The organism is Burkholderia sp. Ax-1724 (assembly GCF_011752995.1).
Taxonomy (GTDB): Bacteria; Pseudomonadota; Gammaproteobacteria; order Burkholderiales; family Burkholderiaceae; genus Paraburkholderia.
Window position 1 is genome coordinate 62,376 of sequence record NZ_VWWL01000014.1, and the last position, 26,076, is coordinate 88,451.

A 26,076-nucleotide genomic window follows, 5' to 3' on the forward strand; every position below is an offset into this window, starting at 1 on the left:
AATGAAACGCTTTGAATCTCGCTTTGCCTCTTTGAGCGGCTGGGGCCGCGCGGCGGCAAGCGGTTTGCTGGTCGCGCTGCTGGCGGCGTGCTCGCTGGAGCCCGTGTACAAGCGGCCGGATGTCGATGCGCCGGCCGCGTTCAAGGAAGCGCCGGCGGTAACGGCCGCGCCGGCAGCGGCGGCCTCGGGCGCCACCGATGCATCGGCACAGAACGCCGGCACATGGAAGCCCGCTCAACCGTCCGACGACGCATTGCGCGGCGAATGGTGGAAGGTGTTCGGCGACTCGCAACTCGACGCGCTCGAAGCGCAGGCCGCCGCCGCGAATCAGGATCTGAAGGCCGCGGCGGCGCGCGTGCAGCAGGCGCGCGCGGTGACGCAGGCGGCGAAGTCCGACTGGTTTCCGAAGTTCGACGCGGGCTTCGGCCCGACGCGCGAGCGGGCGTCGGCGGCGTCGCAATTCCAGCCGGACAGCGTGGGCGGCACGACCGGCACGATCTGGCGCGCGCAGATGGGCGCGTCGTACGAGGCGGATCTGTTCGGGCGGGTCGGCTCGAACGTGAACGCGTCGCGCGCCGACGAGCAGCAAAGCGAAGCGCTGTTCCGTTCGGTGCAGTTGTCGTTGCAGGCCGACGTCGCGCAGAACTACTTCCTGTTGCGCGAACTCGATACGGACCAGGACCTGTATCGCCGCACCGTCGCATTGCGCGAGGACGCGCTGAAGCTCGTCGAGCGGCGCTTCAAGGAAGGCGACATCAGCGAACTCGACCTTGCGCGCGCCCGCAACGAACTGGCGAGCGCGCGTGCCGATGCGGTGGGCGTCGCGCGTCAGCGGGCGGCCTCGGAGCATAGCCTTGCGATTCTGCTCGGCAAGCCGCCCGCCGATTTTTCGTTTGCCGAAGCACCGCTCGTGCCGGTAACGGTGCGCGTGCCGGCCGGTTTGCCGTCGGCGCTGCTCGAACGGCGCCCCGATATCGCGGCGGCCGAACGTGCGATGCAGGCCGCGAACGCGCGCGTCGGGCTTGCGAAGTCGGCGTTCTTCCCGAAGCTCGATATCACCGGCGCGTTCGGTTTCGAATCGGCGACGCTCGGCGATCTGTTCATGTGGTCGAGCCGCGCGTTCATTCTCGGGCCGTTCGCGGGCACCGCGTTGACGCTGCCGATCTTCGACGGCGGGCGCCGCAAGGCCAACCTCGCGCAGGCGCGCTCGAAGTATGACGAGGACGTCGCGCAGTATCGTCAGCAGGTGCTCGTGGCGTTCCGCGAGGTCGAGGACAATCTCGCCGATCTGCGCCTGCTCGACGATCAGATGCGCGAGCAGAACAATGCGGTCGACGCCTCGCAACGGGCCGCGCATCTGTCGCGTACGCAGTACACCGAAGGTGCGGTCAGCTATCTCGACGTGATCGACGGCGAGCGCCAGGTGCTGCTGTCGCAATTGCAGGCGAGCCATCTGGCGGGCACGCAGGCGGTGGCGACGGTGAATCTGATTCGTGCGTTGGGCGGCGGCTGGGGCGATGTGAAAGCGGACGATACCGCGGTGGGGGCGGCTCCGGTGCCAGCGGATGCGGTTCCTGCCGGGGCTTCTGGCGCTGCGGCGGCTTCGCTCGCTGCTTTGCCCTCTGCTTCGTCGAACTCCGCGTCTGAGGCCGTCTCCGTTCCGGCGCAGCAGCAGGTGGCGAAGCGCTAACCGGTTGTTCGACCGGTTGAGGCTCAACGCCGTCAACGGTCGCATCACCAAAGGCATTACCAACGCCGGGCCGCGCAAAAGCGCCGCCCGGCGTTTTTGCGTCCAAATCGTTTTTCGCGCTTTCCTTCTGCCAATCGCTTCGTAGACCTCGCATGCACGGCTCTCTATGATCGTCCGGATGCAACCATCGACTACTCTAGGGCAAGCCAGTGACTTTCGTGCGTGACGGCATCGAGCAGATTCGCGAACCTCAACAGGCGCAGCCCGCGCGCGACCTGACGGCGTTGCTCCAGGCGCTGCGTGCCAGCGCCGCGCAGCGCGATCGCGAAGGCGGCCATGCCGCGCGGGAAAAACAGTGGATCGCCGATGCGGGACTGCTCACGCTCGCCGTGCCGCGCGAATTCGGCGGCGCGGGCGCAGGCTGGTCCGACATCTACGATGTGATTCGCCAACTCGCGCGCGTCGACAGCGCGCTCGCGCATCTGCTCGGCTTCACCTGCCTGCAAATCGTGAGCCTCGACGTGTGGGGCAATCCGCAGCAACGCGCGCACTATCTGCGAGGCAGCGTCGAACATCGCTGGTGGTGGGGCAATGCGGTCAATCCGCTCGATACGCGGCTCGTTGCAACGGCAACCGGGGACGGCGGCTATCTGCTCGACGGCCAGAAAGGCTTTTGCTCCGGCACGCGCGGCTCGCAGATGATGACCGTGTCCGCGCACGATCCCGTCACCGGCAAGCCGGTGTTCGCCGTGGTGCCGACCGAGCGCGCGGGCATTGCCGTGCACGACGACTGGAATCCGATCGGCCAGCGTCAGACCGACAGCGGCAGCGTGTCGTTCGCGCGGGTCCGTGTCGCGCCCGACGAAGTGCTGGTGCGGCCCGACACGCCGTATGCGAGTTTGCGCACGCTGATCTCGCAACAGGTGCTGACCAATCTGTTTGTCGGCCTCGCGCAGGGCGCGCTCGACGCGGCGCGCGCGTACGTGCATGAGCATGGCCGGCCGTGGATCGCGTCCGGCGTGAGCCAGGCCACCGACGATCCGTATCTGATCCAGCGTTTCGGCGAAATGCATATCCAGGCGGTCAGTGCGGAAGCGCTGGCCGTGCGTGCCGCGAACGCGCTCGACGAGGCGTGGCGGCAGGGCGCGTCGCTCGAAGCCGGCACGCGCGCGCGGGTGGCGCTCGTGACGTCGGAAGCGAAGGTCGTGGCGCACCGCGCGGCGCTCGACGTCGGCGAAAAGCTGTTCGACGCCTGCGGTGCCCGCGCGACGCATGCGTCGCTTGCGCTCGACCGCTTCTGGCGCAACGCGCGCGTGCATACGCTGCACGATCCGCTCGACTATCGCGTGCGCGACGTCGGCCGCTACGCGCTAAACGGCACGCTGCCCGAGGTTTCTTTGTACACTTGAGGCCGTTTGCGACCGCCCGCGTGGGGCGTCGCGTCGATTCCCCTCAAGAGATTCCCGGCTTGTTCTTCAAATTACCGACTACCGCCACCGCGCCGTTCTGCCCGTCCGAGGTGCAGGGCTCAGTGGCCGTCCCGGCGCAAGCGCCGTTCTGGAAAAAGATCCTGCAATTCGCGGGGCCCGGTCTGCTGGTTTCGATCGGCTATATGGACCCGGGCAACTGGGCCACGGCGATCGAAGCCGGATCACGCTACGGCTACAGCCTGCTGTTCGTCGTGCTGCTGTCGAGCCTCGCGGCGATGGCGCTGCAATGTCTGAGCATGCGGCTCGGCATCGCCACCGGACGCGACCTCGCGCAACTGTCGAGCGCGCGCTACTCGCCGCGCGTCGCGCGCGTGCAATGGCTGCTCGCGGAACTGTCGATCATCGCGTGCGATCTCGCCGAGGTGCTCGGCGGCGCGCTCGCGTTCCATCTGCTGTTCAATTGCTCGCTGACCACCGGCGTGTTGCTGACCGCGTTCGATACGCTGATCGTGCTCGGCCTCAAGGGCAAGAATTTTCGCGACCTCGAAGCGATCATGCTCGGGCTGATCGCGACGATCGGTGTCGGCTATATCATCGAGCTGGCGCTCGTCGGGCCGCATTGGCCGTCGGTCGCGCATGGGCTGATTCCGTCGTGGCAGGCGCTCAGTTCGCGCGAGCCGATGTATCTCGCGATCGGCATCCTCGGCGCGACGGTGATGCCGCATAACCTGTATCTGCATTCGTCGATCGTACAAACGCGCGCGGTGAAGCGCGACTCGGCCGGCATCCGTTCGGCGATCAGCCTGTCGCGCATCGATACGATCGTGTCGCTCGTGCTCGCGGCGCTCATTAACATGGCGATCCTGATACTGGCCGCCGCGGCGTTTCACGCGACCGGCCACCAGGCCGTCACGCAGATCGAGGATGCCTACCGGCTGCTCGCGCCGATCGTCGGCACCGGCTTCGCGGCGCTGCTGTTCGCGATCACGCTGCTCGCATCGGGACAGAGCTCGACCTTTACCGGCACGGTGGCGGGGCAGGTCATCATGGAAGGCTTCCTGAAGATGAAGATTCCGTGCTGGCAGCGGCGCTTCATCACGCGCGCGCTCGCGCTGATTCCCGCGCTGATCGGCGTGCGGATGCTCGGCAACGGTGCGGTCGGCCAACTGCTCGTCGCGAGCCAGGTCGTGCTGAGCCTGCAATTGCCGTTCGCGCTCTATCCGCTGATTCGCATGACGAACGATCGCTCGCTGATGGGCGAATTCGCCAACAGACTGCCGACGCGGCTGCTCGCGTGGACGCTGTTCGTGGCGATCAGCGCGGCGAATCTGTGGCTCGTTGTGCAGACGGTCGGGCTTGCCGGCTGATCGCGGCAGTCATGCAGGGTTGAACGGCAGGGCCGTTGGCGTTGCCGTTGTCATTGATGACGGTGACGGCGAAAAAAAATCCGCATAGCCGGTTCGACTCTGCGGACTCTTCTTTCTTATAGGCTTCGATTCGAATCGACTGGCCCCGTCTCCTCGGATCGATTCAATGTATTCAGGCGGCCTGAGCGACCTGCGCTGCTTCGAGCGCTTCCTGGCGGGCTGCTGCTGCTTTCTTGGTCTTGCCGGCCCGCGACGGCGGCTGGCACGCACCGCATACGACGTTATGCTGCAGGTCGTGCTTATGCGCGACAAACTTGCCCGAGCAGCGGCAGCATGGGGTCAGCTGCAGAATGTCGGCGTCGAAGAAACGCACGAGCGTCCATGCGCGCGTCAGGTCCAGCACCGGTTCGGTCTCGCTGTGCTGGCAGTGTTCGAGATACAGCCGATACCCCTTGGTCAGTGCGTCCAGATGCGAGCAGCGCGCTTCGTTCTTGAGGAACAGGTAGGTGTTGTAGAACAGCGATGCATGAATGTTCGCGAGCCACGTCATGTACCAGTCCGCCGAAAACGGCAGCATGCCCTTGGGCGGCGACACGCCCTTGACCTCGCGGTACAGGCGGATCATGCGGTCGCGCGAGAGCGTCAGCTCGCTTTCGAGCACCTGCATGCGCGCGCCGAGTTCGATCAGCGCGATCGCGCGGAATACTTCCTGCGCGTCTTCAGTGAGGCTTCGCTTGAGCATTGCAGTTACCTCGATCAAGCAAACTGCTCGGCGGGCTGGCCTGCGAGCAGGATAGCCGCGTGGGTCGGCGCGACGGCTGCGTGCTTCGTCGTTTGCGTCAACGCTGACAGCATCGAGTGGTCGTTGAAGCGGAAGAAGCACAACAGCTGCTCGGAAGAGGCCAGCTTGACGATCTGCGCGAGCGACAGCCCGGCCAGCAAATCAGCCAATTCCGACGACAACCCTAGCCGGAACATGCCGACCGGTTTGTCCTCACGCAACATACGCTGCGCAAGCATGATGTAAGACAAGTTGATCTCGCGGATAGAATCCAGCGTCTCGCTGCTACGGTCCATTTTCTCTGTTTCCGAAGCCCCGAATTACTATGTCGGCTTTTAGCCGTTATGTCTTTTCTGCCTCGCCGGCGATTCCCCCCGGCTACATGTCACTGCCTGATACAGACTGCGAATTTTTGATACATAGCGTTACATTTCGTAACAGCTTGGGACGAATTGTATGAAGTGTAAAACCAGAAAGCAATCCCTTCCTGAAAAAATATCTCAGAAAAAGAATCGATTTCCGGTAACTCTTTCACGCTACTGTAATGAACGATGCACGGCGAATCTTCGACTATCCGAAATCCGAGGAAAATCGGTGGAAACCTTGCAGGGAGGGCCTCTGGCTTAATTGACGTGGCAAATGATTACGATCGGCCGCGAACGGCGAATTGGATTTGGTTTGGAAAGGCAATAGAAAGAATAACTAATGGGCGGTAATAAATACGGCTTTTGTATGTTGAATAGGGTTCGATCAAATGTGTAACAGGATGATGTGGCCTCAGTTACAAACGCGGCGCTGCCGGACCACATTTGTAACGTTGAGGCGACAGTTTTGCGGGAGGGGGCTACCTGCGGGGATGTCGGACGGGGTTGGTGTCGGGGCCGAAGAGACGCTATTGACGTGTGCCGGGAACGTAGCCGGCGAAGGCTGCGGTGAGGCGGAGCGCGCTGTGGAAGCTGTCTGACGCGACGGTGCTCCAATAGGTGCCGATATTGCCGCCATGGGCGAGGCGGACGCCGTAGTAGCCGAGCATCGGGTTACCTACCCGGCGTTTATCCCTCGGCCTTCGTGCGCCGGCCGGGTCGATGCAAATTCGCGCAATGCCAGCGTAGTTTGCTGATCCGCGGGAAAGAACGCCTCGATGGCGAGTTCCGACAGCGTGACATCCACTGGCGTACCGAATACCGTGGTCGTGCTGAGAAACGACAGCACGCCGATCGAAGTGCGCAGCCTCAACGGCACCGCTATCTGATTGAGGGCGGTGTCGTCTGGGGCTGCCGCGTCCGCATCCGGTGGTGCGGGATAGGCGGCCAACTCGTCGCGTAGCGCGCCCAGCGCATCGTCGCCGCTGACGTCGATTTGCCGTTGCAGGCGGGCCAGTATGTGCTCGCGCCACGCATGCCAATTGACGATAGACGACGCAATGCCCTGCGGATGCAGGCTCAAGCGCAGCGCGTTGACCGGCGGCTTCAGCAACTCGGGACTGGCACCGCTCAATAGTGGCGCAAGTGCGTTGTTGGCCGCGACGATGGTCCAGTGCCGGTCGATTGCGAGCGCGGGGTAGGGCTCGTGTCCCTTGAGTACCAGTTCGACGGCTTCGCGTGCGGCGGCGAGTTGCGGATCGGAAAGCGGGCGCTCACGAAATAACGGTGCGTAGCCCGCTGCGACGAGCAGCGCATTGCGTGCCCGCAACGGTACGTCGAGCCGTTCGGCCAGGTGCATGACCATTTCGCGGCTCGGCAGCGCGCGGCCCGATTCGACGAAGCTCAGATGCCGGGTTGAAATTTCGGCTTCGGTGGCAAGCAGCAACTGGCTCATGCGTCGCCGCTGACGCCATTCGCGCAGCAGATTGCCAACGGTGCGACTGGGTAGCGACGCGGGTGAAGCAGCCGTTTGTGCAAGAGAGAGCGTGTTCATGTCTCCGATCATAGTCAAAGCGCGCGAGCAAACCATGACCTGAGAGGTAACGTGCGGCCAGTTTCAATCGTCGATACTCGCAGTCCTGCCGGCTTCCGACCGATCTCCTCGAGCGTGCATGGCAATACGGCAGACCCGGCGTGCCGATATGGCAGTGCGGGGGCACAACGCAAAAAACGCGGAACCCCGATCACGCAGCCACCGCATTCGCGGGCTCAGCGCTAAGCCGGATGTTGAGTGCGCGCAGCAGTTTGAGCACCGTGTCCATGCGCGGTTTGGAGCCGGGCGCAAGTGTCTTGTAGAGGCTTTCGCGACCGAGCCCCGCGTCCGCCGCGATTCGGGTGATGCCGCGCGATTTGGCGACATCGGCGATGGCGGCGAGCAGCGCGTCGGCATTGCTTTCGGCAAGCGCGGCGTTCAGATATGCAGCGACCATTGCGTCGCTGTCGAGGTAGCGCGAGGCATCGAATCGTGCCGTTTTGATCTTGCTCATGATCGTTCCCTTCTGATGGCTTCCCACATTGTTCGGGCATGTTTGATGTCTGCCTTCTGCGTGGATTTGTTGCCGCCGCACAGCAGCAGATACACCGTGCGCCCTTCGCGCGCGTAGTAGACCCGATACCCCGGGCCACAGTCGATGCGCATCTCGAACACCCCTTCTTCCAGAAACTTGACGTCGCCGAAATACCCGCGTTCCGCGCGCCGGATACGCACGAGAATTTTTGCCTTGGCTCGCAGGTCTGTGAGTCCGTCGAGCCAATGGTCGAATTCTTCGGTGCAGTTGACCGTGTACGTGGGTGGTGTTGCGATCTGGTATAGATCGTATCCTTTGGGATACTTATTTGCAAGCGTGGAAAACATATCAATAAAACGGTTCGTGCCGTGCCCCTGTTCGTTACTCCCACACCGCGCGCAAGTGCCGCGCGGCCTCCATTCGTCCCACGAGGTTAGCGGTCCTTACGCGTTCTGACGACTCGGCCAAATGGCTAATGCGACGAAAAAATCGCTGCACGGGATGACGTTGCAGACGTCTGCTTACCTGTGACGTAATCGACGCTGCTCACGCGCTCGTTCAATCTTCAAACCGAGCCCGCCGCATACGACGCGTGTGCCGAGCGGAGTGCTCAGTCCTGCCAATCAAGGAGCTTGGGATGAATGCGCATACCGATCTGATCGACCGCTATTTCGATACCTGGAACGAGACCGATGGCACACGCCGCCGCGAACTGATCGCCGCGACGTGGAGCGCCGATGCCGACTATCGCGACCCGCTGCTCGCCGGCGCCGGGCACGACGGTATCGACGCGATGATCCGCGCGGTGCACGAGCGTTTTCCGCATCACACGTTTCGCCGCACGACCGACGTCGACGGCTTCGCGAACCGGCTGCGTTTCTCGTGGGCGCTGACGACGCCGGCGGGCGAAGCGATCGTCAAGGGTTCCGACTTCGGCGTGGTGGATGCGCACGGTCGCCTGCTGGCGGTCACGGGCTTCCTCGACGAAGCTCCGGGCGCCGCCTGACGCTGCCGATAGATAGTCCAACCAGCCGCATTTTTCACGGAGACGATCATGCGCGAGTCCGTAGCCGCCATGTCTGTCACGGTCGACCACGCGTTCGCGCGCGTGTCGGGTGCCGCTGACGCGCTATCAGGCGCGATCGCCGGCTTTGCGCTGCTCGCCGGCGCGCGGGCGTTCACGTTCATCGCATTGCTCGGCTGGCGCGAACCGGTGCTGAGTGGAGCGGGGCTCGTGCTGCTGGCGATGGTCGGGTGGCTGCGTTGGCAGTGCGGCGCAAGCGCGGCTGTGCGTACTACGCAAGGCGGCGGTTGGATGAGGCCGGATGAGCGACAAGCATGCCGGTGACGGCGTACCCGATGCGCGCACTCGCGGGCGGCCACACCGCACGGGAGTGGCCGGCATGGCTTGCTACAATCGATCGTCGCCGCGCGGGGAAAGCCCGTGCGGAAAACATCGCGCGCCAGCCCGAACCGCAAGCCATCAACCGCTGCCATCAACCGCACCACAAGGAGATACCGTGCTGAAGAATCTGGACCCGCTGCTGAACGCCGACATACTGCATGCGCTGCGCTCGATGGGCCACGGCGACGAGCTCGTCATTTGCGACGCGAACTTTCCGGCCGGGTCGGTCGCGTGCGATACCGTGCTCGGCAGGCCATTGCGTCTCGACGGCGTGAGTTCGCCGCGCGCGATTCGCGCGGTGTTGTCGGTGCTGCCGCTCGACACCTTTGTCGATCATCCCGCGTCGCGCATGGAAGTCGTCGGCGAGCCGCACACGATCCCCGCGGTGCAGCGCGAAGCGCAGGCCGAGGTCAACACGGCGGAAGGGCGCGAGGTGCCGTTCGCGTCGATCGAACGGTTTGCGTTTTACGAGCGGGCGCGCGAGGCCTATTGCGTGATCGCAACCGGCGAGGCGCGCGGCTATGGCTGCTTCGTGTTCACGAAGGGCGTGCTGCTCGCGCCGGACGCGGCGGGATGAAGCCGGCGGATTGCCTGGGTCCGGATGGCCATCGGGTCGAGATCGTCACCTATTCGTGAAGGCGAGCGCGCGGCCCCATCGGGCACTTGGAAAAGGCGGTCGTTGCACATATGCTCAGGGGCGAGGCCGGGAACTGCGGCAGCCCATTCGGGTCTGCTGCTTATTCAATTACAGGAGCCCCCTATGTCGCGTCCCGTCGATTACGGCATCATCTTCATCGCCCGTCTTGCCCTTTCCGTGCTGTTCCTGTGGAGCGGGGCGATGAAGCTGCTGGGCTATGCGGGCTTTGTCGGCTACCTGCATTCGAAAGGCGTGCCGTTCGTGCAGATCGCCGCGCCCATTGCGACGGCGGTCGAAGTGCTCGGCGGCCTGCTGCTCGTCGTTGGTTTCAAGATCCGGCCGCTCGCGCTGTTCATGGCCGCGTACACGATCGTCACCGCGGTGCTCGGCCACGATTTCTGGAACGTCACCGATCCGGCAGTGCAACACGACATGGTGATCCACTTCTGGAAGAACATCGGTATCGCGGGCGGCTTCCTGCTGCTGTTCGTGACCGGCGCGGGGCGGATGAGCATCGATGGGGCGCGCGCTCCACGCGGCGGGCTCGGCGGGCTTTGAGGCAGCGCCATCGGCAACCGGCGCGGCACGTTTCGACACGGCACGCATTCCGTAGCACGCGCCTCATTCCGCGGCTATCAAGGGAGCACATCATGATTCAGAACTTCGAGCAGATGATTGGCGGCAAGCTCACGCAATTGTGCGCGAGCCTGGGCGAAGGGCCGACGCCGCATCGCGTGATCATCAGCTTCGCCGATTCGGCGAAGACGCTGGTGGTTCTGGATGCATCGGGATTCATCGGCACGCTGAAGGCGGGAATCGCCGAGCCGGAAAAGCTGATTGCCGATGCGATCGCCAAGGCGCGCAACGAAGGCTTGATCGAACGCGCGGTCGACACCGGCACGATTCAGGAGGGGGCGCTTTAGGCGATGCTGGCGGTGCGGCGGCGCGCGTTGCTCAGGTGGTTGCTCACGTATCGGTTCAGGCGGTCACGCCTGCATGTCAAAAAACCCCCGCGCTGCGTTGTGCAGCGCGGGGGTTTGTTTTTCATCAACGCGATTCGTTCGCTTTGTCCGATTCGTTCACCTTTTGCTTACCCTTCGCTCATCCGTCGCGTGCGAGCTTCGCGCACGGTCTGTGCCGCCGCATGCGGCTCCGGATGCACGAGGCATGCGAGTATCCCGCCCAGCGCCAGCAGCGCTACCGAGAGGGCAGTCGCCATCTGCATCCCGAGGACGATCTGGGTCGCGGCCGCGCCGCCCGCGAGCGCACCGAAGGCGGCCACGCCCACCGCGCCACCGGCCTGTCGCGCCGTGTTCAGGACCGCCGACGCCGTGCCCGCGCGTTTCGCTTCGGTCGATGCGAGCACGGCGGTGGTCATCGCCGGCACCGCGAGTCCCATGCCCGACGGAATCAGCAGGAACGGCACCAGCAGGCCGGCGAGCGGCGTGGTGGCATCGACGAAATGAAGCAGGCCGTAGCCGAGGCCGGCCGTAATCGCGCCGAGAATCATCGGCACGCGCACGCCGAAGCGCCCGACCACCCAGCCGCTCGCCACGTTCGAAATCAGGAAGCCCCCCGTCAGCGGCAGGAACGCGAGTCCCGCCTGCAACGGCGTGTAAGCGCGCACGCGTTGCAGATAAAGGCTCAGCACGAACACCATCCCGTAGTACGTGAAGTTTACGCAGATGCCGAACAGCACCGCCGCGCTGAACGTGCGCTTGCCGAATAGCGACAGCGGCAGCATCGGGTTCGCGACGCGCCGCTCGACGAACACGAAGGCGCCCGCCGCGACGAGTGCGAGAACGAAGCCGCCGGCCACGATCGGGTGAGCGAGGCCGAGCGGCCGCCATTCGATCACGGCGGCGACGAACGCGGTCAGCGCGACGATCGCGAGACACTGGCCGCCGAGGTCGACACCGCGCGGCGCGGCGTTGGTGTTAGCGCTGCCGCCGACCGCGGTCCGCGCTTCAGGTGGCGTGGCGGCACGCGTGGCTTGCGGACGCGGTATCCAGCGCAGCGTCGCGAGCAGGCCCGCCGCGCAGATCGGCAGATTGACGAGGAAAATGCTGCGCCAGCCGAACGCGGCGATCAGCAAACCGCCCGCAACCGGCCCCGCCGCAATCGAAATCGCGCCGGACGCGGTCCACAGGCCGACCGCGCGTGCTCGCAGCCTGGGGTCGTGTCCGTACGACTGATTGAGCAACGCGAGGGAATTCGGCAGCATCGCGGCGGCGCCGATGCCTTGCAGGGCGCGCGCGCCGACCAGCATGGTTGCGTCGAGCGCAAGCCCGCAGGCGAGCGATGCGAGCGCGAACAGCACGATTCCGGCCGCGTACATGCGTCGCGCGCCGAAGCGGTCGCCGAGCGCGCCCGCCGACAGCATCAGCACCGCGAACGCGAGCGTATAGGCATCGACGACCCATTGCAGGCCCGCGACATTCGCCTGCAGGTCCGCACCGATGCGCGGCAGCGCGATATTGACGATGGTCACGTCGAGCTGCGTGACGACGAAGCCGACGCTGACCGTCGCGAGAACGCGGCCAGGAGCGGGCGAGAGGGGACGGGTACTTGAGTTCATGGCTGCATCGTAAGCCAGATGTGGCGCGCCATGCTTCGGCGCGGCGTGAAGTATGGATGCGGTGGTTGCCGTGGGCGGCTTAGGCGACTGAAACCGGTGCGGCTTTGCGCGATGAAAGCTGGCCTTCTCCGGACGCGTTTAATCAGACTGACCGGCTCGATTGAAAGCCGCCGCAACGGCTTTTTCATGGAGATCGACGCAACCGTGCCGCGGCAGACGCAAATTAGGAGTGCTCCTATGGGAGCGAAGGCGGCCACGTCCGAGAATGGTTCGAGTTCGCTTCTCGGGAGTCCATTTCATGCGCGTCGCCGTTTTTCAGCACGACCCGGTCGTGCGCGAGTTGATCGAGCGGGTTCTCGCAAGCTCCGGTTACTTCTGCACGGTATATCGCGACAACCTTGGTATCTCGAAGGCGCTCACCCGTTCCACGGTGGATCTGCTGGTGCTCGACTGGCAGGGCACACGGCCTTTCGGCGCGGAGCTGCTGCACTCGGTGCGCAAAGCCGCCGGCGAGCGCGTGCCGATCATGTTCGTGTCGCGCGACGCATCGGAGCAAAGCATGGTGCGCGCGCTTGTCGACGGCGCGGACGACTACGTCACGTTGCCGTTACGTCCTGAGGAATTTCGCGCGCGCGTCGCGGCGCTGGTGCGGCGCGTTTATCCCGAGCGCCGTCGTGCGGCGGCGAGCTTCGAGCGCGGTCCTTACCGCTTCGACACCGTCGGCAAGCAGGTCATGCTGCGTGGCAAGCGGGTGCCGCTGTCACCCACGCAGTTCGACCTCGCCGCGCTGTTCTTCTCCAACATCGGCTGGGTGATGTCGCGCGACCATATCTACGCAATAGTCTGGGGCCGCGAACTGAACGATCTGACTCGCACGATCGATAGCCACGTGTCGCGGCTGCGTCAGTTGCTCGAGATCGAGCGGCGCAATGGTTTTAGCTTGCAGCCCGTGTATCGCAGCGGTTATCGGCTGATGGGTGTGCGCGAGGAGGTGGCCAGCGCCGAAGTGGCGGGCGAGGTCGCGCGCACGGCGGCATTCGCGCTGGCGCTGGTCGAAGCGGTTTGAGGGTTTGGCTTCAAATGGCGGCTCGTATGCGGCGGGGTAGTTCGTGCTGAAATTCGCGTCTGACCTTGCCGTGGCTTCTGCGAAAGCGGTGGTCCGGCTTGGCCAAGCCTAGCCTGAGCCGTGCGTCGACGCGACGCGTCGATCGCGCGGGAGGTCACCGGTGCCCACGGCGCCTTGATCGACCTATCGCCGTGACGAACGACTCGCTGCTGGGCTTCGCGAGTTTGCCGGGCGGCGCGCGGTTCTATAATCGGCCGAATATGCAAACTGCTTCGGCCGTGCCGGCGCAGCGACTCGCGAACGCGTCCTGAACGCATTCAACGAGGTACGGACCAACGGAACCCGCATGATCGACACGCTGGCTTATTCGCTCGAACCGGACGACACGATCTTGTCCGGCATGCTGTCGCACTTCAGATTGCTCGAGCCGGTGTTCGATGCGATGCCGGACGTCGTTTTCTTCGTGAAGGACGCCGCGGCGCGTTACACGCTCGTCAACCGCACGCTTGCCTCGCGCTGCGGCTTCAAGGAGAAGGCCGCGCTGCTCGGCAAGACTGCCGAGGACGTATTCCCGCGCCGCTTCGGGCGCGTCTATACCGCGCAGGACAAGGCGATTATCGACGTTGGCGCCCAGATGCTCGACCAGCTCGAATTGCCTCTGTACCCGGGGCGGACGCCGGGCTGGTGCCTGACCTGCAAGCAGCCGCTGCGCGACGCCACCGGCAAGGTTGTCGGGCTCGCCGGCATTTCGCGCGATCTGAAGACCGGCGAAAGCAGCCATCCGGCCTACAGCCGCCTTGCCGCGGTCGTGCAGTCGATCCAGGAAAACTACGTACAGCCGCTGAATCTGAAGCAACTGGCGGCGCTGGCCAATATGTCGGTCGCGCAACTGGAGCGCTATTTTCACAAGGTGTTTCATCTGACGCCACGCCAGGTGTTGCTGAAGACGCGGCTCGACGCGGCGACCGCGCTGCTGGTGTCGCACGACAAGGTTACGGACGTCGCCGCGCGTTGCGGCTACACCGATCACAGCGCGTTCACGCGGCAATTCAAGGCGACGGTCGGCGTCACGCCGACCGAATACCGGATGTTGCTGCACGGCACGCTGCGCGGCTGAACCGCGCCTCACGCCCATGGCCCGTCGCGGACACCACTATTACGTGTACGTCGTCGCGCTCGACGACACCGTCTGGAACGAGGCGCGCTTTCGCCGCGCGAATCCCGATTACCGGTTTGACAAGCCGTGCGTCTATGTCGGCATGACGGGGCTCGACCCCGATCTGCGTTTCGATCGCCACAAGGCCGGCATTCAGGCCAATCGCTACGTGCGCGATTACGGGCTGCGTCTGCTGCCCGAGTTGTACGAGGTGTTCAATCCGATGCCTTATCGCGGCGCGCAGGATATGGAGGTGGAACTGGCGATCGGGCTGCGCGAAGCGGGGTATGGGGTGTGGCAGGCTTGAGGGGCAAAATGGAAAAGGCCGCGTCGACGATAAACGTTGACGCGGCCTCAAATGGATTGCGACGCCTCGCGCGCTGTTGTTACTTGACCCCGAGCCCTCGCAAAACCGCATTGCCCTCGGGCGTCAGGCGGATGTGTGCGGCGCCGGCGTCGTTCGCAATCGTTTCGACGAGACCGGCTTCGTAAAGCTGCGGAATTTCGGGTTTCGCGGATGCGTCGATCGGTGCGTGCAACAGCAGCAGCAACGTTGCCAGTTCATGGTGACTCAGCAGACGGCGCAGGATGGTAGGCCGTTTGGCCGGTGTTTCGTTGATGTTCGGTTCGGGCTGGTTCATGGAGCGCACCTCGTGCTGGATCATGTCCGGGGGATCATGATGACGAAGTCTTAAACGATTCTTAAGACACCATTGTCCTGTAACACCGTGACATGAACGTTGCAATAAAGCGAATTCCGGCGCCCGGAACTTCCTGTGCGCACCGCGCAAACCGCCCGTCAACCCTTATGGGGCGCAGGTCTTGCCCGCCGCTTCGAGCCACAGATTGCTGACGTGACGCTTGCCCGCATAGAAACGGTAAGTCGTCGCGCCGTTGTCGCTGCGTACCTTGATGATGTTCGAGTCGCCGAAATCGAGCATCTGACCCTGCGGAATCTCCGTCGACTTGAATGCGGCGTTGTGATGGTTAGCGATCTGCGTCAGGCAGGAGACGACGTCGTCGACGGAGCGCTGTGTCGTGGTGTCCGTGACGGGCTCGCCGGCATCCGGATTTTTCTGGAAATACGCGCAAGCGCTGACGAGCAGCGGAAGGGACAGGGCGACGGCGAACTTCTTCATATCTCTCCAGGCGTTGATTCAGTGTTTCGGCTGGCGCACCGGCTGCCGCGCCGCGCGGAATGCACGGCGCACAGGCCAGGTCGCAAAACAGGCGCCATTATATCGAGGCGGCGAATGGGCTTCGGTTGGAGACGCACGCGGCGTGCCAGAGAACGGAGAGCTTGCCCGACAGAAGAGAAAAGAGAGAGGAGGTACAGCCAGCCGCCATCGCCGCGCGGGTGGAGGTGGCCCGAAAGCATCCATTTCGCAACGGATGCTTTCGGGCGGCCGACCGTTCAGTCAGTCACCTTCTTCGACCGAAGCACGCCCTGGCGGCGGCGCGGCAACCCGCGAGAACAACAGGCCCGCACCGCGCTTTCACCTGGCTTACTTCCGCCGCTGCGCCTGCGCGGCGAGCCGCACCGCCGCATTGGCCGCGCCATAGCCGTCATAACCGCCGCGCCGCTCGACGATTTCGAGGAAAAAGCGCTGGTCGAGCTGTTCCGTGTATGCATGGAAAAACTCGCCGCCGCGCTCGTCGCGGTCGTAGAGGATATTGTTCGCGCGCATCGCTTCGAGCAGCGTGTCGGACAGCGCATAGCGGGCTTCGAGATCGTCGTAGTAGTTGCGCGGGATGCGCAGCACCGGCACGCCGTTGGCGACGAACTCGGGAATCGCGCTGAAGATGTCGCCGGTGCTGAACGCGACGTGGTTCAGGCCGGAGCCGTGGTACGTGTGCAGCGCCTCGGCCACCGCCGTATGACGGTCCACCGACGCATTGAGTGCGATCCGCACCGAGCCGTCGCGGCTGCGCAGCGCGCGGCTGCGCACGAGTCCGTACGGATCGGGCACGAGCACGCCGGGCTCGGCCTGAAAGCCGAACGCGGTGCGCAGGAACAACACCCACGTATCGAGCGAGTTGGCCGGCACCGACAGGCACACGTGATCGATGCGCGTGAGCGGACCCACCTCGGTCGGGCCGTTGATGTCGGTCAGGATGAAGTCGGCTTCGAACAGCGTGGGTTGATCCGGCGTTTCGTCGACGAAATAGTTGAGGCTGCTGTCCGGCCCCTGCACCGCGGGCAACACGCGCTCGTTCGGGCCGATCTGGCCGGAGAACGGCGCGTAGCCGAAGCCGGCCGCGCGCTCGAACGCCTGTTTCGCGTTGTCGACGCGAAACGCCGACGCGCACAGCGACAGACCGTGCTGCTGGAAGAACGCGTTGGCGAACGAGTCGGGCTCGGCGTTCAGCACGATCGACGCCGCGCCGTGCTGGTACAGCGTCACGTCTTTCGAGCGATGCTGGCCGGCCTGACGGAAGCGCAGCTTGCCGAGCCAGTCGGCGAGCTGCGTGCGCGTGGTGTGGTCGACCGCGAATTCGAGGAACTGATAGCCGACGTGCGCGGGGGCGGCCGGCGACTGGTACAGATCGCCGGTCTTGCCCGACGCCTGCTGTTCTTCCAGCAGCGCGCGGGTCTGCTCTTCGAGGAACAGCAGCGAGCGGTGGCCGTCGGCGGCCGTGATCGTGGTGGGGGCGGCGCGGAAACCGTCGTTGAAAATCTCGAGCGACAGCGGGCCCTGGTAGCCGGACTTGACGACCTGCGCGGTGAAGTTCGCGACATCGAGGTCGCCCTGGCCGGGGAAGCAGCGGTAGTGGCGGCTCCATTCGATCACGTCCATCGCGAGCTTCGGCGCGTCGGCGATCTGCACGAACGCGATGCGCTCGCCCGGAATGTCGGCAATCGCGTCGACCGTGTCGTTCAGCGACAGCGTATGGAAACTGTCGAGCACGAGCCCGAGGTTCGGATGATCGACCGCGTCGACGAGCTTCCACGCGTGACGGTACGTGCTCACGTGCTTGCCCCACGCGAGCGCCTCGTAGCCGGCGATCACACCGGCCTCCTCGGCCGCGCGGGCGAGCGCGCCGAGCTGGTCGATCATCAGCGCGTCGTCGCAGATCGTTTCCGGCGACACGTTGCTGCATACGAGAATGCGGTCCGTGCCGAGTTCGTGCATGACCTCGAACTTGCGTTTCGCGCGTTCGAGATTGCGCGCGAGCCTCTCGGGGCTGACGCCGTCGAAGTCGCGAAACGGCTGGAACAGCATGATCTTCAGGCCGAGGTCCGCGGCGATGCGGCGCACGTCGGCGGGCGAGCCGTCGAAATACAGCAGGTCATTCTCGAAGATTTCCACGCCTTCGAAACCGGCCGCGCGGATCGCGCTCAGCTTCTCGACGAGGGTGCCGCTAATCGACACGGTGGCAATCGAACGTTGCATGAACGGCTCCGGCAAAAACGGACAAACGATGGGGAAGGATGAGCGGCGAAACAGTACGGGACGCGTCTTCCGACCGCTATGTTGCGGCGCGCAAAACGAGTCGGTTCATTATGCACGCCGGCAGGACACAGGCAAGAATACGCCACACTAACCGCGAGTTTCGACAGTCTATCCGAACTAACTAGATGGTACAAATTCGTAGAAACCCCGAATGACGGCGACGGCCGATGCGCGCACACTTCGCTACGCGTCGAAAAGGCGCCTCGGGCGCCGCCATCATTCGTCGGTGCCGGCGATGGCGGACGCGCTCATCGCCGGTTGCGGCACTCAGGGCTATGTGCTCGCTCCCGAGCGGATGGCGACGATTCTTAAGGATAGGGCGACAACATGAACACTCAAGAGAACACTCGTACGGCCGCGCAGATCGCTGCGATGGCGAACTCGCAGGCGAGCTTGCGCGCAACCGGCCACTCGTACCTGGTCGGCCTGATCGGCGCGGGCATCAGCGGTTCGCTCACGCCCGCGATGCACGAGGAAGAGGGCAGCAAGCTCGGCCTGCACTATGTGTATCGCCGTATCGATCTCGAAGCGCTGAAGCTCGACGCCGCCGCGCTGCCTGAATTGCTGACGGCCGCCGAACGCATGGGTTACAACGGCCTGAACATTACGTATCCGTGCAAGCAGGCTGTCATCCCGCTGCTCGACGAACTCTCCGACGACGCGCGCGCGCTCGGCGCGGTCAACACCGTGCTGTTCAAGGACGGCAAGCGCATCGGCCACAACACCGACTGGTCCGGTTTCGCGCGCGCGTTCCAGCGCGGCCTGCCGGACGTGTCGCTCGAACGCGTCGTGCAACTCGGCGCGGGCGGGGCGGGCGCGGCGGTCGCGCATGCGGCGCTCAACATGGGCACGCAAGCGCTGACGCTGTTCGACGTCGACGCAAGCCGCGCGCAGTCGCTCGCCGACGAATTGCAGAAGCGCTTCCCCGCGGCGAAGGTCAGCGCGGGCGCCTCGCTCGCGGAGTCTCTGGCTGCCGCGCAAGGGCTGATTCACGCCACGCCGACCGGCATGGCCAAGATGCCGGGCCTGCCGCTGCCGGCCGAATTGCTGCACCGCGACCTGTGGGTCGCCGACATCGTCTATTTCCCGATTCGCACCGCGCTTCTGCAGGCGGCCGAAGCGCTCGGCTGCCGCACGCTGAGCGGCGGCGGCATGGCGGTCTACCAGGCCGTCGACGCGATGCGCATTTTCACAGGGCTCGAGCCCGACGCCGAGCGCGTCTACACGCACTTCCAGTCGTTGCTCGGGCGTCCCTGAGCGTCCCTGAGTCCGCCCGCCGAGGGCCGCCGACCGGCAGCGTATGGCCGGGCACACTCTGCTTGAGGAGAGCAGCACGATATGTCGCAACCGATTCAATCCAGTTCAACCAGTACGCCGCTTCAGAACGGCGTGACGGGCACCGGGCGCCGCTCGAAGGCCCGCTACAAGATCCTCGCGCTGCTCGCCGTCGGCACGATGATCAATTATCTCGACCGCACGGTGCTCGGCATCGCGGCGCCGCAGCTGACGAAGGAACTCGGCATCAACGCCGCGCTGATGGGGCTGCTGTTTTCCGTGTTCTCGTGGAGCTACGTGGCCGCGCAGATTCCGGGCGGTCTGTTTCTCGACCGCTTCGGCAGCAAGATCACTTACTTTCTGTCGATGACGTTCTGGTCGCTCTGCACGCTCGCGCAGGGCCTCGTGCATGGCATCGGCGCGCTGTTCGCGTTCCGTCTCGGCCTTGGCGTGTCGGAATCGCCGTGCTTTCCGACCAATAGCCGAGTGGTCGCCACATGGTTCCCGCAGAGCGAACGCGCGATGGCGACCGGCACCTACACGGTCGGCGAATATATCGGCCTCGCGTTTTTCAGCCCGTTCCTGTTCATGCTGATGGGCGCGTTCGGCTGGCGCTCGCTCTTCCTCGTGGTCGGCGGCGTCGGTATCGTGTTCGGCGTGGTGTGGTGGCTGCTGTACCGCGAGCCGCACGATCATCCGTCGGTGAATCAGGCCGAGCTGGACTATATCGAGGCGGGCGGCGGCCTGACGAAACTCGATGGCGATGCCGGGGCGGCCGCGCCGAAGCGTAGTTTCGAATGGCGCACGATCGGGCAGTTGCTCAAGCATCGGCAATTGACCGGCATCTGTCTCGGCCAGTTCGCCGGCAATTCGACGCTCGTGTTCTTCCTTACCTGGTTCCCGACCTACCTCGCTACCGAGCGTCATATGGCGTGGCTGAAGATCGGCTTCTTCGCGATCATGCCGTTTATCGCGGCGTCGATCGGCGTGATGTTCGGCGGCGTGTTCTCCGACTGGCTGCTGCGCCGCGGCAAGTCGCCGAACGTCGCGCGCAAGCTGCCGATCATCGCCGGCCTGCTGCTCGCCTCGACGATCATTCTCGCGAACTATGTCGAGAGCAACGTCGTGGTGATCGCAATTCTGTCGGTGGCGTTTTTCGCGCAGGGAATGGCGGCGCTCGGCTGGACGCTCGTCTCGGACATCGCGCCCGAAGGGCTGCTTGGCGTGACCGGCGGCATCTTCAACTTTGCCGCTAACCTTGCGGGTATCGTGACGCCGCTCGTGGTCGGGCTCATCGTTGCCGCGACCGGTTCGTTCGTCGGCGCGCTCGTGTTTATCGGCGTGATCGCGCTGGTGGGGGCGCTGTCGTATATCTTCGTGGTCGGGGATATCAAGCGGATCGTGCTGGCGGATTAAGCACCCACCAGGGTCGAGCCGCCGTGAGAGATAACGGCGGCTTCGACTTTGCTGCCTTGCTTTCTTCGAATCCCCGGTTGTCGCCGCATTGCGGCGGTAACCGGGGATTTGGCGTTTCTGCTCAATCTTCCTTGCGCACGAACCTCAGGATCGCATCGACGATCATTGCCCGATGCCTTGCCCGCAATCGCGGATGCGACGGGTCCCGGCCAAAGGCGGTTCCGAACGTATGCCGGTTTCCCACGCGATGAAAGCATAACGAGCTGATCATCAGATGCAGATCGATCGGATCGATGTCGCTGCGGAACTGCCCGGCCGCGATGCCGCGCGCCAGCAGGTCTTCGATCGTGTGAATCACGGTAACGTTGCGGCCTTTGAACGTCTTGACCTGCTCGACGTACTTCGCGCCGTGAATGTTCTCGATCGTGACGAGGCGCACGAAGTCGCGCTGGCGGTCGTGGTAGTCGAACGTGAATTCGACCAGCGCGCGCATGCCCTCGACCGGATCGAGTTCGCTGATGTGCAGGTCCTGTTCGAGCGCACGAATGTCTCCATACACCTTCTCCAGCACCGCTTGGTACAACCCTTCCTTGCTGCCGAAGTAGTAGTACAGCATGCGCTTGGTGGTGTTCGTGCGTTCCGCGATCGCATCGACGCGCGCGCCCGTCAGTCCCATCGCGGAGAACTCCTGGGTCGCGACGTCGAGGATGTTGCGCTTCGTCTGCTCGGGGTCGTACTTGCGCCGGGCGTCGGCGCGCGGCGAGCTGGACGTGATGCCGTTGGTATCAGGCTCGATGGCCTTGTTTCCCTTTTTCATTGTGGATTCGAGCGGCAGTGACGAGGCATTTTAGCATGGCGAAACCCGCCTCTGGCGCGGGTTTCGGCGTGCCGCCGCGCGGCGCGTTGCCGATCATGGATGGAATCCGGATTGCATCGGATACCGTACGATAGAACGCGCGAATGCAGACGAAAGTACCGGCGAAAAATGAAAAAACCACCTGAAAAGGCGGTTTTTTCCGATCTGAAAGACTTTCAATATCTCACGGCGATTCCCGTTTTGTCATCTGCCGCCGGCGGGTGTTGTAGCCGCGACACTGTTGGCTCAATCCGGGCCAGGAGCGATTTCCGGTTCCGCGCTACACTGATTCGAATGACGCGAGCCAGGTTCGGCAGCCTGGTCATCGCTCGGGGAGAACTGCCATGAATCGGCCACCGCTTCGGTTTCCGCTTCGCGCGACCGGCACCGTGCCGGTCCGGACCTGGCTCAAATGGGGGCTGGCCGTGGCGTTCCTCGTCGCGGTCGCGCTGCTTGCCCGGCTTGTGCAGATCGAAATAGAAACCTCGCGCCTGCAGGCACGCTACCTTTCCGAACTGACCCGCGACGTCGGCTTTTCCGTCGCCGCCGGCCCCAGCCCGTCGATCCGGTTTCCGCAGGCCGATAAAGGCCCCTACGACACACGCCTCGGCTACGCGCTGCTGCCTTCCATCGAACAGCGGTTGCAGCAACGCGGCTTCGAAATCAGCTCGCAGGCGCGCGATTCCGAGCGGATGGTGTCGCTTGCCGATCACGGCCTTTTCCTGCCCTACGAAGAAAAAGACACCGCCGGTCTGCAACTGTTCGACGGCACCGGCGCGCCGCTTTTCAGCGCGCGTTTTCCGGGCCGCACCTACGAGAACTTCGAGGCGATTCCGCCGCTCGTCGTGAATTCGCTGCTGTTTATCGAAGACCGCTATCTGCTCGATCCGAATCAGCCGAACCGCAATCCGGCGATCGACTGGGGGCGCTTCAGTCGCGCGCTCGCCGACCAGGGCGTGCGCGTTTTCAATCGTCATCAGCAGACGCCGGGCGGCAGCACGCTCGCCACGCAGATCGAGAAATTCCGTCACTCGGCCGGCGGCCGCACCGCGACGCCGCCCGAAAAGCTGCGGCAGATCGCGTCCGCGTCGGTGCGCGCCTATCTGAACGGTCCGCAGACGCTGCCCGCGCGTCAGCAGATCGTGGTGCATTATCTGAACTCGGTGCCGCTCTCGGCGCAGCCGGGCATCGGCGAAATCAATGGTATTGGCGACGGACTCGCCGCATGGTACGGGCGCGATTTCCGCGAGACCAATCGTGTGCTGAAAGCGCCGTCGACACAGGCGAATCTCGGCGAGCAGGGCGCCGCGTTTCGCGAGGTGCTCTCGCTGATGATCGCGCAACGCGCGCCGTCGTTTTTCCTGCAACGCGGCTACCCCGATCTCGAACGGCTGACCGACAGCTATCTGCGTCTGCTCGCGAGCGGCGGCGTGATATCGGCCCCGTTGCGCGATGCCGCGCTCGCCGCGCACGTCGACCTGCATCGCGCGACGAAGGTCGCCGCGAACGACGATTCGTTCGTTTCGCGCAAGGCCGTGACGTCGATGCGTTCGCATCTGCTCGCGGCACTCGGCGTGCGCAGCTTCTACGAACTCGACCGCCTCGACGTCGAGGCGCGCGGCACGCTCAACAACGCCGTGCAGCAGGCCGTCAGCGAACGGCTCGCGGCCGCCGCGACGCGCGACGGCGCGAAGGCCGCGGGCCTCGTCGGCTTCGAAATGCTGCGCGGCTCCGACGATCCTTCGCATATCGCCTACAGCTTCACGCTGTTCGAACGCAAGGGCGGCGCGAACCTCGTGCGCGTGCAGACCGACAGCGTGAACCAGCCGTTCGACATCAACTCGGGCGCGCGTCTGAATCTCGGTTCGACCGCGAAACTGCGCACCGTCGTCACGTATTTGCAGATCGTCACCGAACTGCACACACGCTATGCATCGCTAAGCAATGCGGAGTTGAAGGCCGTCAAGCCCGATCCTAACGATCAATTGACGCGCTGGGCAATCGACTATCTGCTGCATACCAGCGACCATTCGCTGCAACCGATGCTCGATGCGGCCGTCGAGCGCAAATACTCGGCGAGCCCCGGCGAAACGTTCTACACGGGCGGCGGCGCGCAAACCTTCACGAACTTCGAATCCGACGACAATAGCCGCATCCTGACCGTGCATCGTGCGTTCCAGCATTCGGTGAATCTCGTGTTCGTGCGGCTGATGCGCGACATCGTCCACTACGAGATGGTGCAGACAACCGGGCCGTCGGCGCAATGGCTCGACGATCCCGCGACCCGCAAGATGTACCTCACGCGTTTCGCCGATCAGGAAAGCCGCGTGTACATGAAGCGCTTCTACACGAAGTATCACGACAAGGCACCCGATCAGGCGCTCACGTTGCTGCTGCTCGGCGTGCGCAAATCGCCGCCGAAAGTGGCGACCGTATTGCGCAGCGTCGCGCCGAACGAATCGAACGCGTGGTTCGACCGGATGATGCGCGCGGCGCTGAAGAATACGCCGGCCGCTTCGATACTCGACGACGAAGACCTCGCGAATCTATACGACAAATACGGTATCGACCGCTTCAATCTGAACGACCGCGGCTATATCTCGGGCGTGCATCCGCTCGAACTGTGGACGCTCAACTACCTGCGCTCGCATCCCGACGCGACGCTCGCGCAAGTCGATAGCGCGAGTCGGGACGTGAGGCTGTCCACCTATTCCTGGCTCTTCAAGACGCGCTATCACGCGACGCAGGATCGCCGCATCAAGCGCATGGTCGAACTGCGCGCATATGACGCGATCGGCAAGTCGTGGCAGGCGCTCGGTTATCCGTTCGCGTCGATCACGCCTTCGTATGCGGCCGCGATCGGCGCATCGGGCGACCGGCCCGCAGCGCTCGCGCAATTGATCGGCGTGATCGCGAACGACGGCAACAAGGTGCCGACCGAAACGCTTACGCAGATCGACTTCGCCAAAGACACGCCGTACGAGACGCATTTCAAACGTGCATCGGTCGCGCCGCAACAAGAGGTGTCGCCGGAAATTGCGGGCGTGGTGCGGATGCTGCTGCGCGACGTCGTGACGGGCGGCACCGCGAGGCGTCTTGCGCAAGGCATGACGTTCCCCGATGGCGAAACGCTCGACGTCTACGGCAAGACCGGCACGGGCGATCAGCGCCTGAATGTGTATGCGAAGGGCGCGCGGCTCATCGAGTCGCGCAAGGTGAATCGCAGCGCGACCTTCGTGTTCGCGCTCGGCGACCGTTTCTACGGTTCGCTGACCGCGTGGGCGCACGAGCCGTATGCGGCGCGCTACGACTTTACGAGCGCCCTGGCCGTGCAATTGCTGAAGTCGATGGCGCCGGCGTTGCAGCCCCTGCTCGATAGTCCCGATGAGAAGACCGTCGCGGAGCAGGGGACGCAATGACGTGCGCAGAGTCGGCTTACCGCCTCGGCGCGAGCGTCTGCCGTTTCGTTTCGAGTTGCGTGACGACGCGTTGCAGCGTGCGCTCCGCGGGCCCGAGCGCGCACGCGAATTTGCAGCCGATCACATAACGCCGGTCGCCCTTCGGCGTCGTCAATGCGCGCGGCGCGACGATTTGCAGATCCAGTTGCAACGTACCGAAACTGCCGAGTTGCAAGGTCACGTCGTGCAGCACGGTGCCGGCTTCGAGCGAACCGAAGCGCTCGTCGGCAGTCTTCAACGCGATGCCGCCGAGCGACAGGTCCTGCAATTCGAGGCGGAACGAACCGCCGTTCGCGTACGGGCCGATCGCGAGATACGGATCGAGCAACGGTGTTTGTACGCGGAAGAACTCGCGGCGCTGCACGTAGTAGAGCAGCGGCGGGAACGGCGCTTCGAACGCGGAGCGTCCTTCGAATCTGGTGGGCGTGGCGCCGCCCGTCGTGAATTCGGTGCGGATGCCGCCGGGCAGACTGCGAAACGTCAACTGAGGCGCGGCGGGCAACGCGCGATTGTCGTCCGCGACGCTGCCCATGTCGAATACGAAGCGTGCGTTGCGCGAATCGACGTCGAGCACCTGCGTGACGATCTGCCTGCCGTCGAACTCCACTGTCACGAAGTCCTGCCCGTTCAGCAGATTGCGCAGGCAGACGGCGATTTGCAGCGGATGGCGCTGCGCGAAGTTTTCGTCGGCGTCGTGGGGCGATGCCGTGAGGTCGGCTTGAGTCGGTTGCACTGGCGGCTGCGTTGGCGGTTGAGCGAGCAGTTGAGCGGCGGTCATTCGAATATCCCTGCATGTTGCGGCCCTGGCCTGGCCGGTTGGGAGCGCGGGCGGCATGGCGAAGATGCCGGCGCTCGGCTTTGTCCCGGAGTGATTGCAGGGATCGTGCCAACTGCATGTCAGGCGCTTGCGATGCGGCGCGCTCGCCGCTATGCCGCGTGCGGCGGGCGTTTGCGCGTGGTCCCGGTGAGCCGGCTGCTCGATGAAACGCGTGCTTGAAACGTTCGCTACGTAACGCGCATGCGGTTGTTACGGCCACATTCGCGCTGTATTGGTGGCCGCTTTGGCAGTGGCCTC

General features: G+C 64.3%; 26 protein-coding genes and 1 pseudogene. 15 read left to right on the forward strand and 12 right to left on the reverse strand.

All coding sequences use genetic code 11. The features are described 5' to 3' along the window. The first annotated feature begins 1 nt into the window (after position 1). The 3 genes from F3J19_RS17830 (at position 2) to F3J19_RS17840 (ending at position 4,487) form a co-directional block, all read left to right on the forward strand. Complete coding sequence (locus F3J19_RS17830) at positions 2-1,690, forward strand: efflux transporter outer membrane subunit (protein WP_167043688.1); 1,689 nt, start codon at positions 2-4, stop codon at positions 1,688-1,690. A 230-nt stretch (positions 1,691-1,920) separates the two neighbouring features. Beyond that, on the forward strand, positions 1,921-3,099 hold the full coding sequence (locus F3J19_RS17835) for an acyl-CoA dehydrogenase family protein (protein ID WP_345891051.1): 1,179 nt from the start codon (positions 1,921-1,923) through the stop codon (positions 3,097-3,099). A 59-nt stretch (positions 3,100-3,158) separates the two neighbouring features. Then, the gene (locus tag F3J19_RS17840) at positions 3,159-4,487 is read left to right on the forward strand and encodes an Nramp family divalent metal transporter (RefSeq protein WP_167043692.1); all 1,329 of its coding nucleotides are present in this window, start codon (positions 3,159-3,161) and stop codon (positions 4,485-4,487) included. A gap of 172 nt (positions 4,488-4,659) precedes the next feature. Here the strand turns inward: F3J19_RS17840 and flhC are convergent, their stop codons facing one another. From flhC to F3J19_RS17870, 6 genes are all read right to left on the reverse strand, one after another. Next, positions 4,660-5,229, reverse strand: coding sequence for a flagellar transcriptional regulator FlhC (flhC, locus tag F3J19_RS17845; RefSeq protein WP_167043694.1), 570 nt, complete (start codon positions 5,227-5,229; stop codon positions 4,660-4,662). A 14-nt stretch (positions 5,230-5,243) separates the two neighbouring features. Next, positions 5,244-5,564 carry a flagellar transcriptional regulator FlhD gene (gene flhD / locus F3J19_RS17850; RefSeq protein ID WP_167043696.1) on the reverse strand — a complete coding sequence of 107 codons (321 nt, stop codon included), beginning with the start codon at positions 5,562-5,564 and terminating at the stop codon, positions 5,244-5,246. Between the two features lie 596 nt (positions 5,565-6,160). After that, complete coding sequence (locus F3J19_RS17855; protein WP_167043698.1) at positions 6,161-6,301, reverse strand: hypothetical protein; 141 nt, start codon at positions 6,299-6,301, stop codon at positions 6,161-6,163. Between the two features lie 8 nt (positions 6,302-6,309). Continuing rightward, complete coding sequence (locus tag F3J19_RS17860) at positions 6,310-7,185, reverse strand: helix-turn-helix transcriptional regulator (RefSeq protein WP_167043700.1); 876 nt, start codon at positions 7,183-7,185, stop codon at positions 6,310-6,312. Positions 7,186-7,375: 190 nt separating this feature from the next. Beyond that, positions 7,376-7,678: an addiction module antidote protein gene (locus tag F3J19_RS17865; RefSeq protein WP_167043701.1), complete on the reverse strand. Its 303-nt coding sequence runs from the start codon at positions 7,676-7,678 to the stop codon at positions 7,376-7,378. Beyond that, positions 7,675-8,046, reverse strand: coding sequence for a type II toxin-antitoxin system RelE/ParE family toxin (locus F3J19_RS17870; protein ID WP_167043703.1), 372 nt, complete (start codon positions 8,044-8,046; stop codon positions 7,675-7,677). Before F3J19_RS17870 ends, F3J19_RS17865 begins: the two co-directional genes overlap by 4 nt. 290 nt (positions 8,047-8,336) lie before the next feature. Here F3J19_RS17870 and F3J19_RS17875 point away from each other — a divergent pair, with 290 nt between their 5' ends. From F3J19_RS17875 to F3J19_RS17895, 5 genes are all read left to right on the forward strand, one after another. Next, a complete protein-coding gene (locus F3J19_RS17875; protein ID WP_167043705.1) occupies positions 8,337-8,705 on the forward strand; it encodes a nuclear transport factor 2 family protein in 369 nt (122 codons plus the stop codon). A 48-nt stretch (positions 8,706-8,753) separates the two neighbouring features. Further along, the gene (locus F3J19_RS17880; RefSeq protein ID WP_167043707.1) at positions 8,754-9,047 is read left to right on the forward strand and encodes a hypothetical protein; all 294 of its coding nucleotides are present in this window, start codon (positions 8,754-8,756) and stop codon (positions 9,045-9,047) included. A gap of 172 nt (positions 9,048-9,219) precedes the next feature. Further along, positions 9,220-9,681 (forward strand): RbsD/FucU domain-containing protein, encoded by a 462-nt coding sequence (locus F3J19_RS17885; RefSeq protein ID WP_167043709.1) that lies wholly within the window; start codon positions 9,220-9,222, stop codon positions 9,679-9,681. Between the two features lie 183 nt (positions 9,682-9,864). Continuing rightward, positions 9,865-10,299: a DoxX family protein gene (locus tag F3J19_RS17890; RefSeq protein ID WP_167043711.1), complete on the forward strand. Its 435-nt coding sequence runs from the start codon at positions 9,865-9,867 to the stop codon at positions 10,297-10,299. Positions 10,300-10,391: 92 nt separating this feature from the next. Next, a complete protein-coding gene (locus F3J19_RS17895; RefSeq protein ID WP_167043713.1) occupies positions 10,392-10,664 on the forward strand; it encodes a hypothetical protein in 273 nt (90 codons plus the stop codon). A 167-nt stretch (positions 10,665-10,831) separates the two neighbouring features. Here the strand turns inward: F3J19_RS17895 and F3J19_RS17900 are convergent, their stop codons facing one another. Further along, complete coding sequence (locus F3J19_RS17900; protein WP_167043715.1) at positions 10,832-12,319, reverse strand: MFS transporter; 1,488 nt, start codon at positions 12,317-12,319, stop codon at positions 10,832-10,834. Between the two features lie 298 nt (positions 12,320-12,617). Here F3J19_RS17900 and F3J19_RS17905 point away from each other — a divergent pair, with 298 nt between their 5' ends. The 3 genes from F3J19_RS17905 to F3J19_RS17915 all read left to right on the forward strand — a co-directional run bounded on the left by F3J19_RS17905 (position 12,618) and on the right by F3J19_RS17915 (position 14,848). Continuing rightward, positions 12,618-13,385 (forward strand): response regulator transcription factor, encoded by a 768-nt coding sequence (locus F3J19_RS17905; protein WP_167043717.1) that lies wholly within the window; start codon positions 12,618-12,620, stop codon positions 13,383-13,385. A gap of 349 nt (positions 13,386-13,734) precedes the next feature. Continuing rightward, positions 13,735-14,502 (forward strand): AraC family transcriptional regulator, encoded by a 768-nt coding sequence (locus F3J19_RS17910; RefSeq protein WP_167043962.1) that lies wholly within the window; start codon positions 13,735-13,737, stop codon positions 14,500-14,502. Between the two features lie 16 nt (positions 14,503-14,518). Then, the gene (locus F3J19_RS17915; RefSeq protein ID WP_167043719.1) at positions 14,519-14,848 is read left to right on the forward strand and encodes a hypothetical protein; all 330 of its coding nucleotides are present in this window, start codon (positions 14,519-14,521) and stop codon (positions 14,846-14,848) included. A 79-nt stretch (positions 14,849-14,927) separates the two neighbouring features. On the opposite strand, the gene F3J19_RS17920 is transcribed toward F3J19_RS17915, so the two are convergent. The 3 genes from F3J19_RS17920 to F3J19_RS17930 form a co-directional block, all read right to left on the reverse strand. Further along, positions 14,928-15,182, reverse strand: a complete 255-nt coding sequence (locus F3J19_RS17920) for a hypothetical protein (RefSeq protein ID WP_167043721.1) — start codon at positions 15,180-15,182, stop codon at positions 14,928-14,930. 165 nt (positions 15,183-15,347) lie between these two features. Then, positions 15,348-15,680: a hypothetical protein gene (locus tag F3J19_RS17925; protein WP_167043723.1), complete on the reverse strand. Its 333-nt coding sequence runs from the start codon at positions 15,678-15,680 to the stop codon at positions 15,348-15,350. 366 nt (positions 15,681-16,046) lie between these two features. Beyond that, a complete protein-coding gene (locus F3J19_RS17930) occupies positions 16,047-17,936 on the reverse strand; it encodes a sugar phosphate isomerase/epimerase and 4-hydroxyphenylpyruvate domain-containing protein (protein ID WP_167043725.1) in 1,890 nt (629 codons plus the stop codon). Positions 17,937-18,207: 271 nt separating this feature from the next. On the opposite strand from F3J19_RS17930, the pseudogene F3J19_RS32680 reads away from it, so the two are divergent. The 3 genes and pseudogenes from F3J19_RS32680 to F3J19_RS17945 all read left to right on the forward strand — a co-directional run. Beyond that, positions 18,208-18,327 (forward strand): annotated as a pseudogene (locus tag F3J19_RS32680) (3-dehydroquinate dehydratase); the annotation flags it as partial. Further along, the gene (locus tag F3J19_RS17940) at positions 18,324-19,253 is read left to right on the forward strand and encodes a shikimate dehydrogenase (RefSeq protein WP_167043727.1); all 930 of its coding nucleotides are present in this window, start codon (positions 18,324-18,326) and stop codon (positions 19,251-19,253) included. The pseudogene F3J19_RS32680 and the gene F3J19_RS17940, both read left to right, overlap by 4 nt. Positions 19,254-19,334: 81 nt before the next feature. Continuing rightward, the gene (locus tag F3J19_RS17945) at positions 19,335-20,687 is read left to right on the forward strand and encodes an MFS transporter (protein WP_167043729.1); all 1,353 of its coding nucleotides are present in this window, start codon (positions 19,335-19,337) and stop codon (positions 20,685-20,687) included. 121 nt (positions 20,688-20,808) lie between these two features. Here F3J19_RS17945 and F3J19_RS17950 read toward each other — a convergent pair whose 3' ends face one another. Continuing rightward, positions 20,809-21,504 (reverse strand): TetR/AcrR family transcriptional regulator, encoded by a 696-nt coding sequence (locus tag F3J19_RS17950; protein ID WP_167043731.1) that lies wholly within the window; start codon positions 21,502-21,504, stop codon positions 20,809-20,811. A 383-nt stretch (positions 21,505-21,887) separates the two neighbouring features. Between F3J19_RS17950 and F3J19_RS17955 the strand changes: the two genes are divergently transcribed. Continuing rightward, complete coding sequence (locus F3J19_RS17955) at positions 21,888-24,962, forward strand: transglycosylase domain-containing protein (RefSeq protein WP_167043733.1); 3,075 nt, start codon at positions 21,888-21,890, stop codon at positions 24,960-24,962. Positions 24,963-24,978: 16 nt separating this feature from the next. Here F3J19_RS17955 and F3J19_RS17960 read toward each other — a convergent pair whose 3' ends face one another. Next, positions 24,979-25,779: a flagellar brake protein gene (locus F3J19_RS17960; RefSeq protein WP_167043735.1), complete on the reverse strand. Its 801-nt coding sequence runs from the start codon at positions 25,777-25,779 to the stop codon at positions 24,979-24,981. Positions 25,780-26,076: the final 297 nt, after the last annotated feature.

Coding starts and splice junctions, on each gene's coding strand:
- F3J19_RS17900 (WP_167043715.1), bottom strand. CDS start 12,319: ATGAACTCAAGTACCCGTCCCCTCTCGCCCGCTCCTGGCCGCGTTCTC.
- F3J19_RS17895 (WP_167043713.1), top strand. CDS start 10,392: ATGATTCAGAACTTCGAGCAGATGATTGGCGGCAAGCTCACGCAATTG.
- F3J19_RS17865 (WP_167043701.1), bottom strand. CDS start 7,678: ATGAGCAAGATCAAAACGGCACGATTCGATGCCTCGCGCTACCTCGAC.
- F3J19_RS17875 (WP_167043705.1), top strand. CDS start 8,337: ATGAATGCGCATACCGATCTGATCGACCGCTATTTCGATACCTGGAAC.
- F3J19_RS17855 (WP_167043698.1), bottom strand. CDS start 6,301: ATGCTCGGCTACTACGGCGTCCGCCTCGCCCATGGCGGCAATATCGGC.
- F3J19_RS17920 (WP_167043721.1), bottom strand. CDS start 15,182: ATGAACCAGCCCGAACCGAACATCAACGAAACACCGGCCAAACGGCCT.
- F3J19_RS17870 (WP_167043703.1), bottom strand. CDS start 8,046: ATGTTTTCCACGCTTGCAAATAAGTATCCCAAAGGATACGATCTATAC.
- F3J19_RS17930 (WP_167043725.1), bottom strand. CDS start 17,936: ATGCAACGTTCGATTGCCACCGTGTCGATTAGCGGCACCCTCGTCGAG.
- F3J19_RS17955 (WP_167043733.1), top strand. CDS start 21,888: ATGAATCGGCCACCGCTTCGGTTTCCGCTTCGCGCGACCGGCACCGTG.
- F3J19_RS17880 (WP_167043707.1), top strand. CDS start 8,754: ATGCGCGAGTCCGTAGCCGCCATGTCTGTCACGGTCGACCACGCGTTC.
- F3J19_RS17960 (WP_167043735.1), bottom strand. CDS start 25,779: ATGACCGCCGCTCAACTGCTCGCTCAACCGCCAACGCAGCCGCCAGTG.
- F3J19_RS17830 (WP_167043688.1), top strand. CDS start 2: ATGAAACGCTTTGAATCTCGCTTTGCCTCTTTGAGCGGCTGGGGCCGC.
- F3J19_RS17860 (WP_167043700.1), bottom strand. CDS start 7,185: ATGAACACGCTCTCTCTTGCACAAACGGCTGCTTCACCCGCGTCGCTA.
- F3J19_RS17945 (WP_167043729.1), top strand. CDS start 19,335: ATGTCGCAACCGATTCAATCCAGTTCAACCAGTACGCCGCTTCAGAAC.
- flhC (WP_167043694.1), bottom strand. CDS start 5,229: ATGCTCAAGCGAAGCCTCACTGAAGACGCGCAGGAAGTATTCCGCGCG.
- F3J19_RS17925 (WP_167043723.1), bottom strand. CDS start 15,680: ATGAAGAAGTTCGCCGTCGCCCTGTCCCTTCCGCTGCTCGTCAGCGCT.
- F3J19_RS17950 (WP_167043731.1), bottom strand. CDS start 21,504: ATGAAAAAGGGAAACAAGGCCATCGAGCCTGATACCAACGGCATCACG.
- F3J19_RS17905 (WP_167043717.1), top strand. CDS start 12,618: ATGCGCGTCGCCGTTTTTCAGCACGACCCGGTCGTGCGCGAGTTGATC.
- flhD (WP_167043696.1), bottom strand. CDS start 5,564: ATGGACCGTAGCAGCGAGACGCTGGATTCTATCCGCGAGATCAACTTG.
- F3J19_RS17915 (WP_167043719.1), top strand. CDS start 14,519: ATGGCCCGTCGCGGACACCACTATTACGTGTACGTCGTCGCGCTCGAC.
- F3J19_RS17890 (WP_167043711.1), top strand. CDS start 9,865: ATGTCGCGTCCCGTCGATTACGGCATCATCTTCATCGCCCGTCTTGCC.
- F3J19_RS17940 (WP_167043727.1), top strand. CDS start 18,324: ATGAACACTCAAGAGAACACTCGTACGGCCGCGCAGATCGCTGCGATG.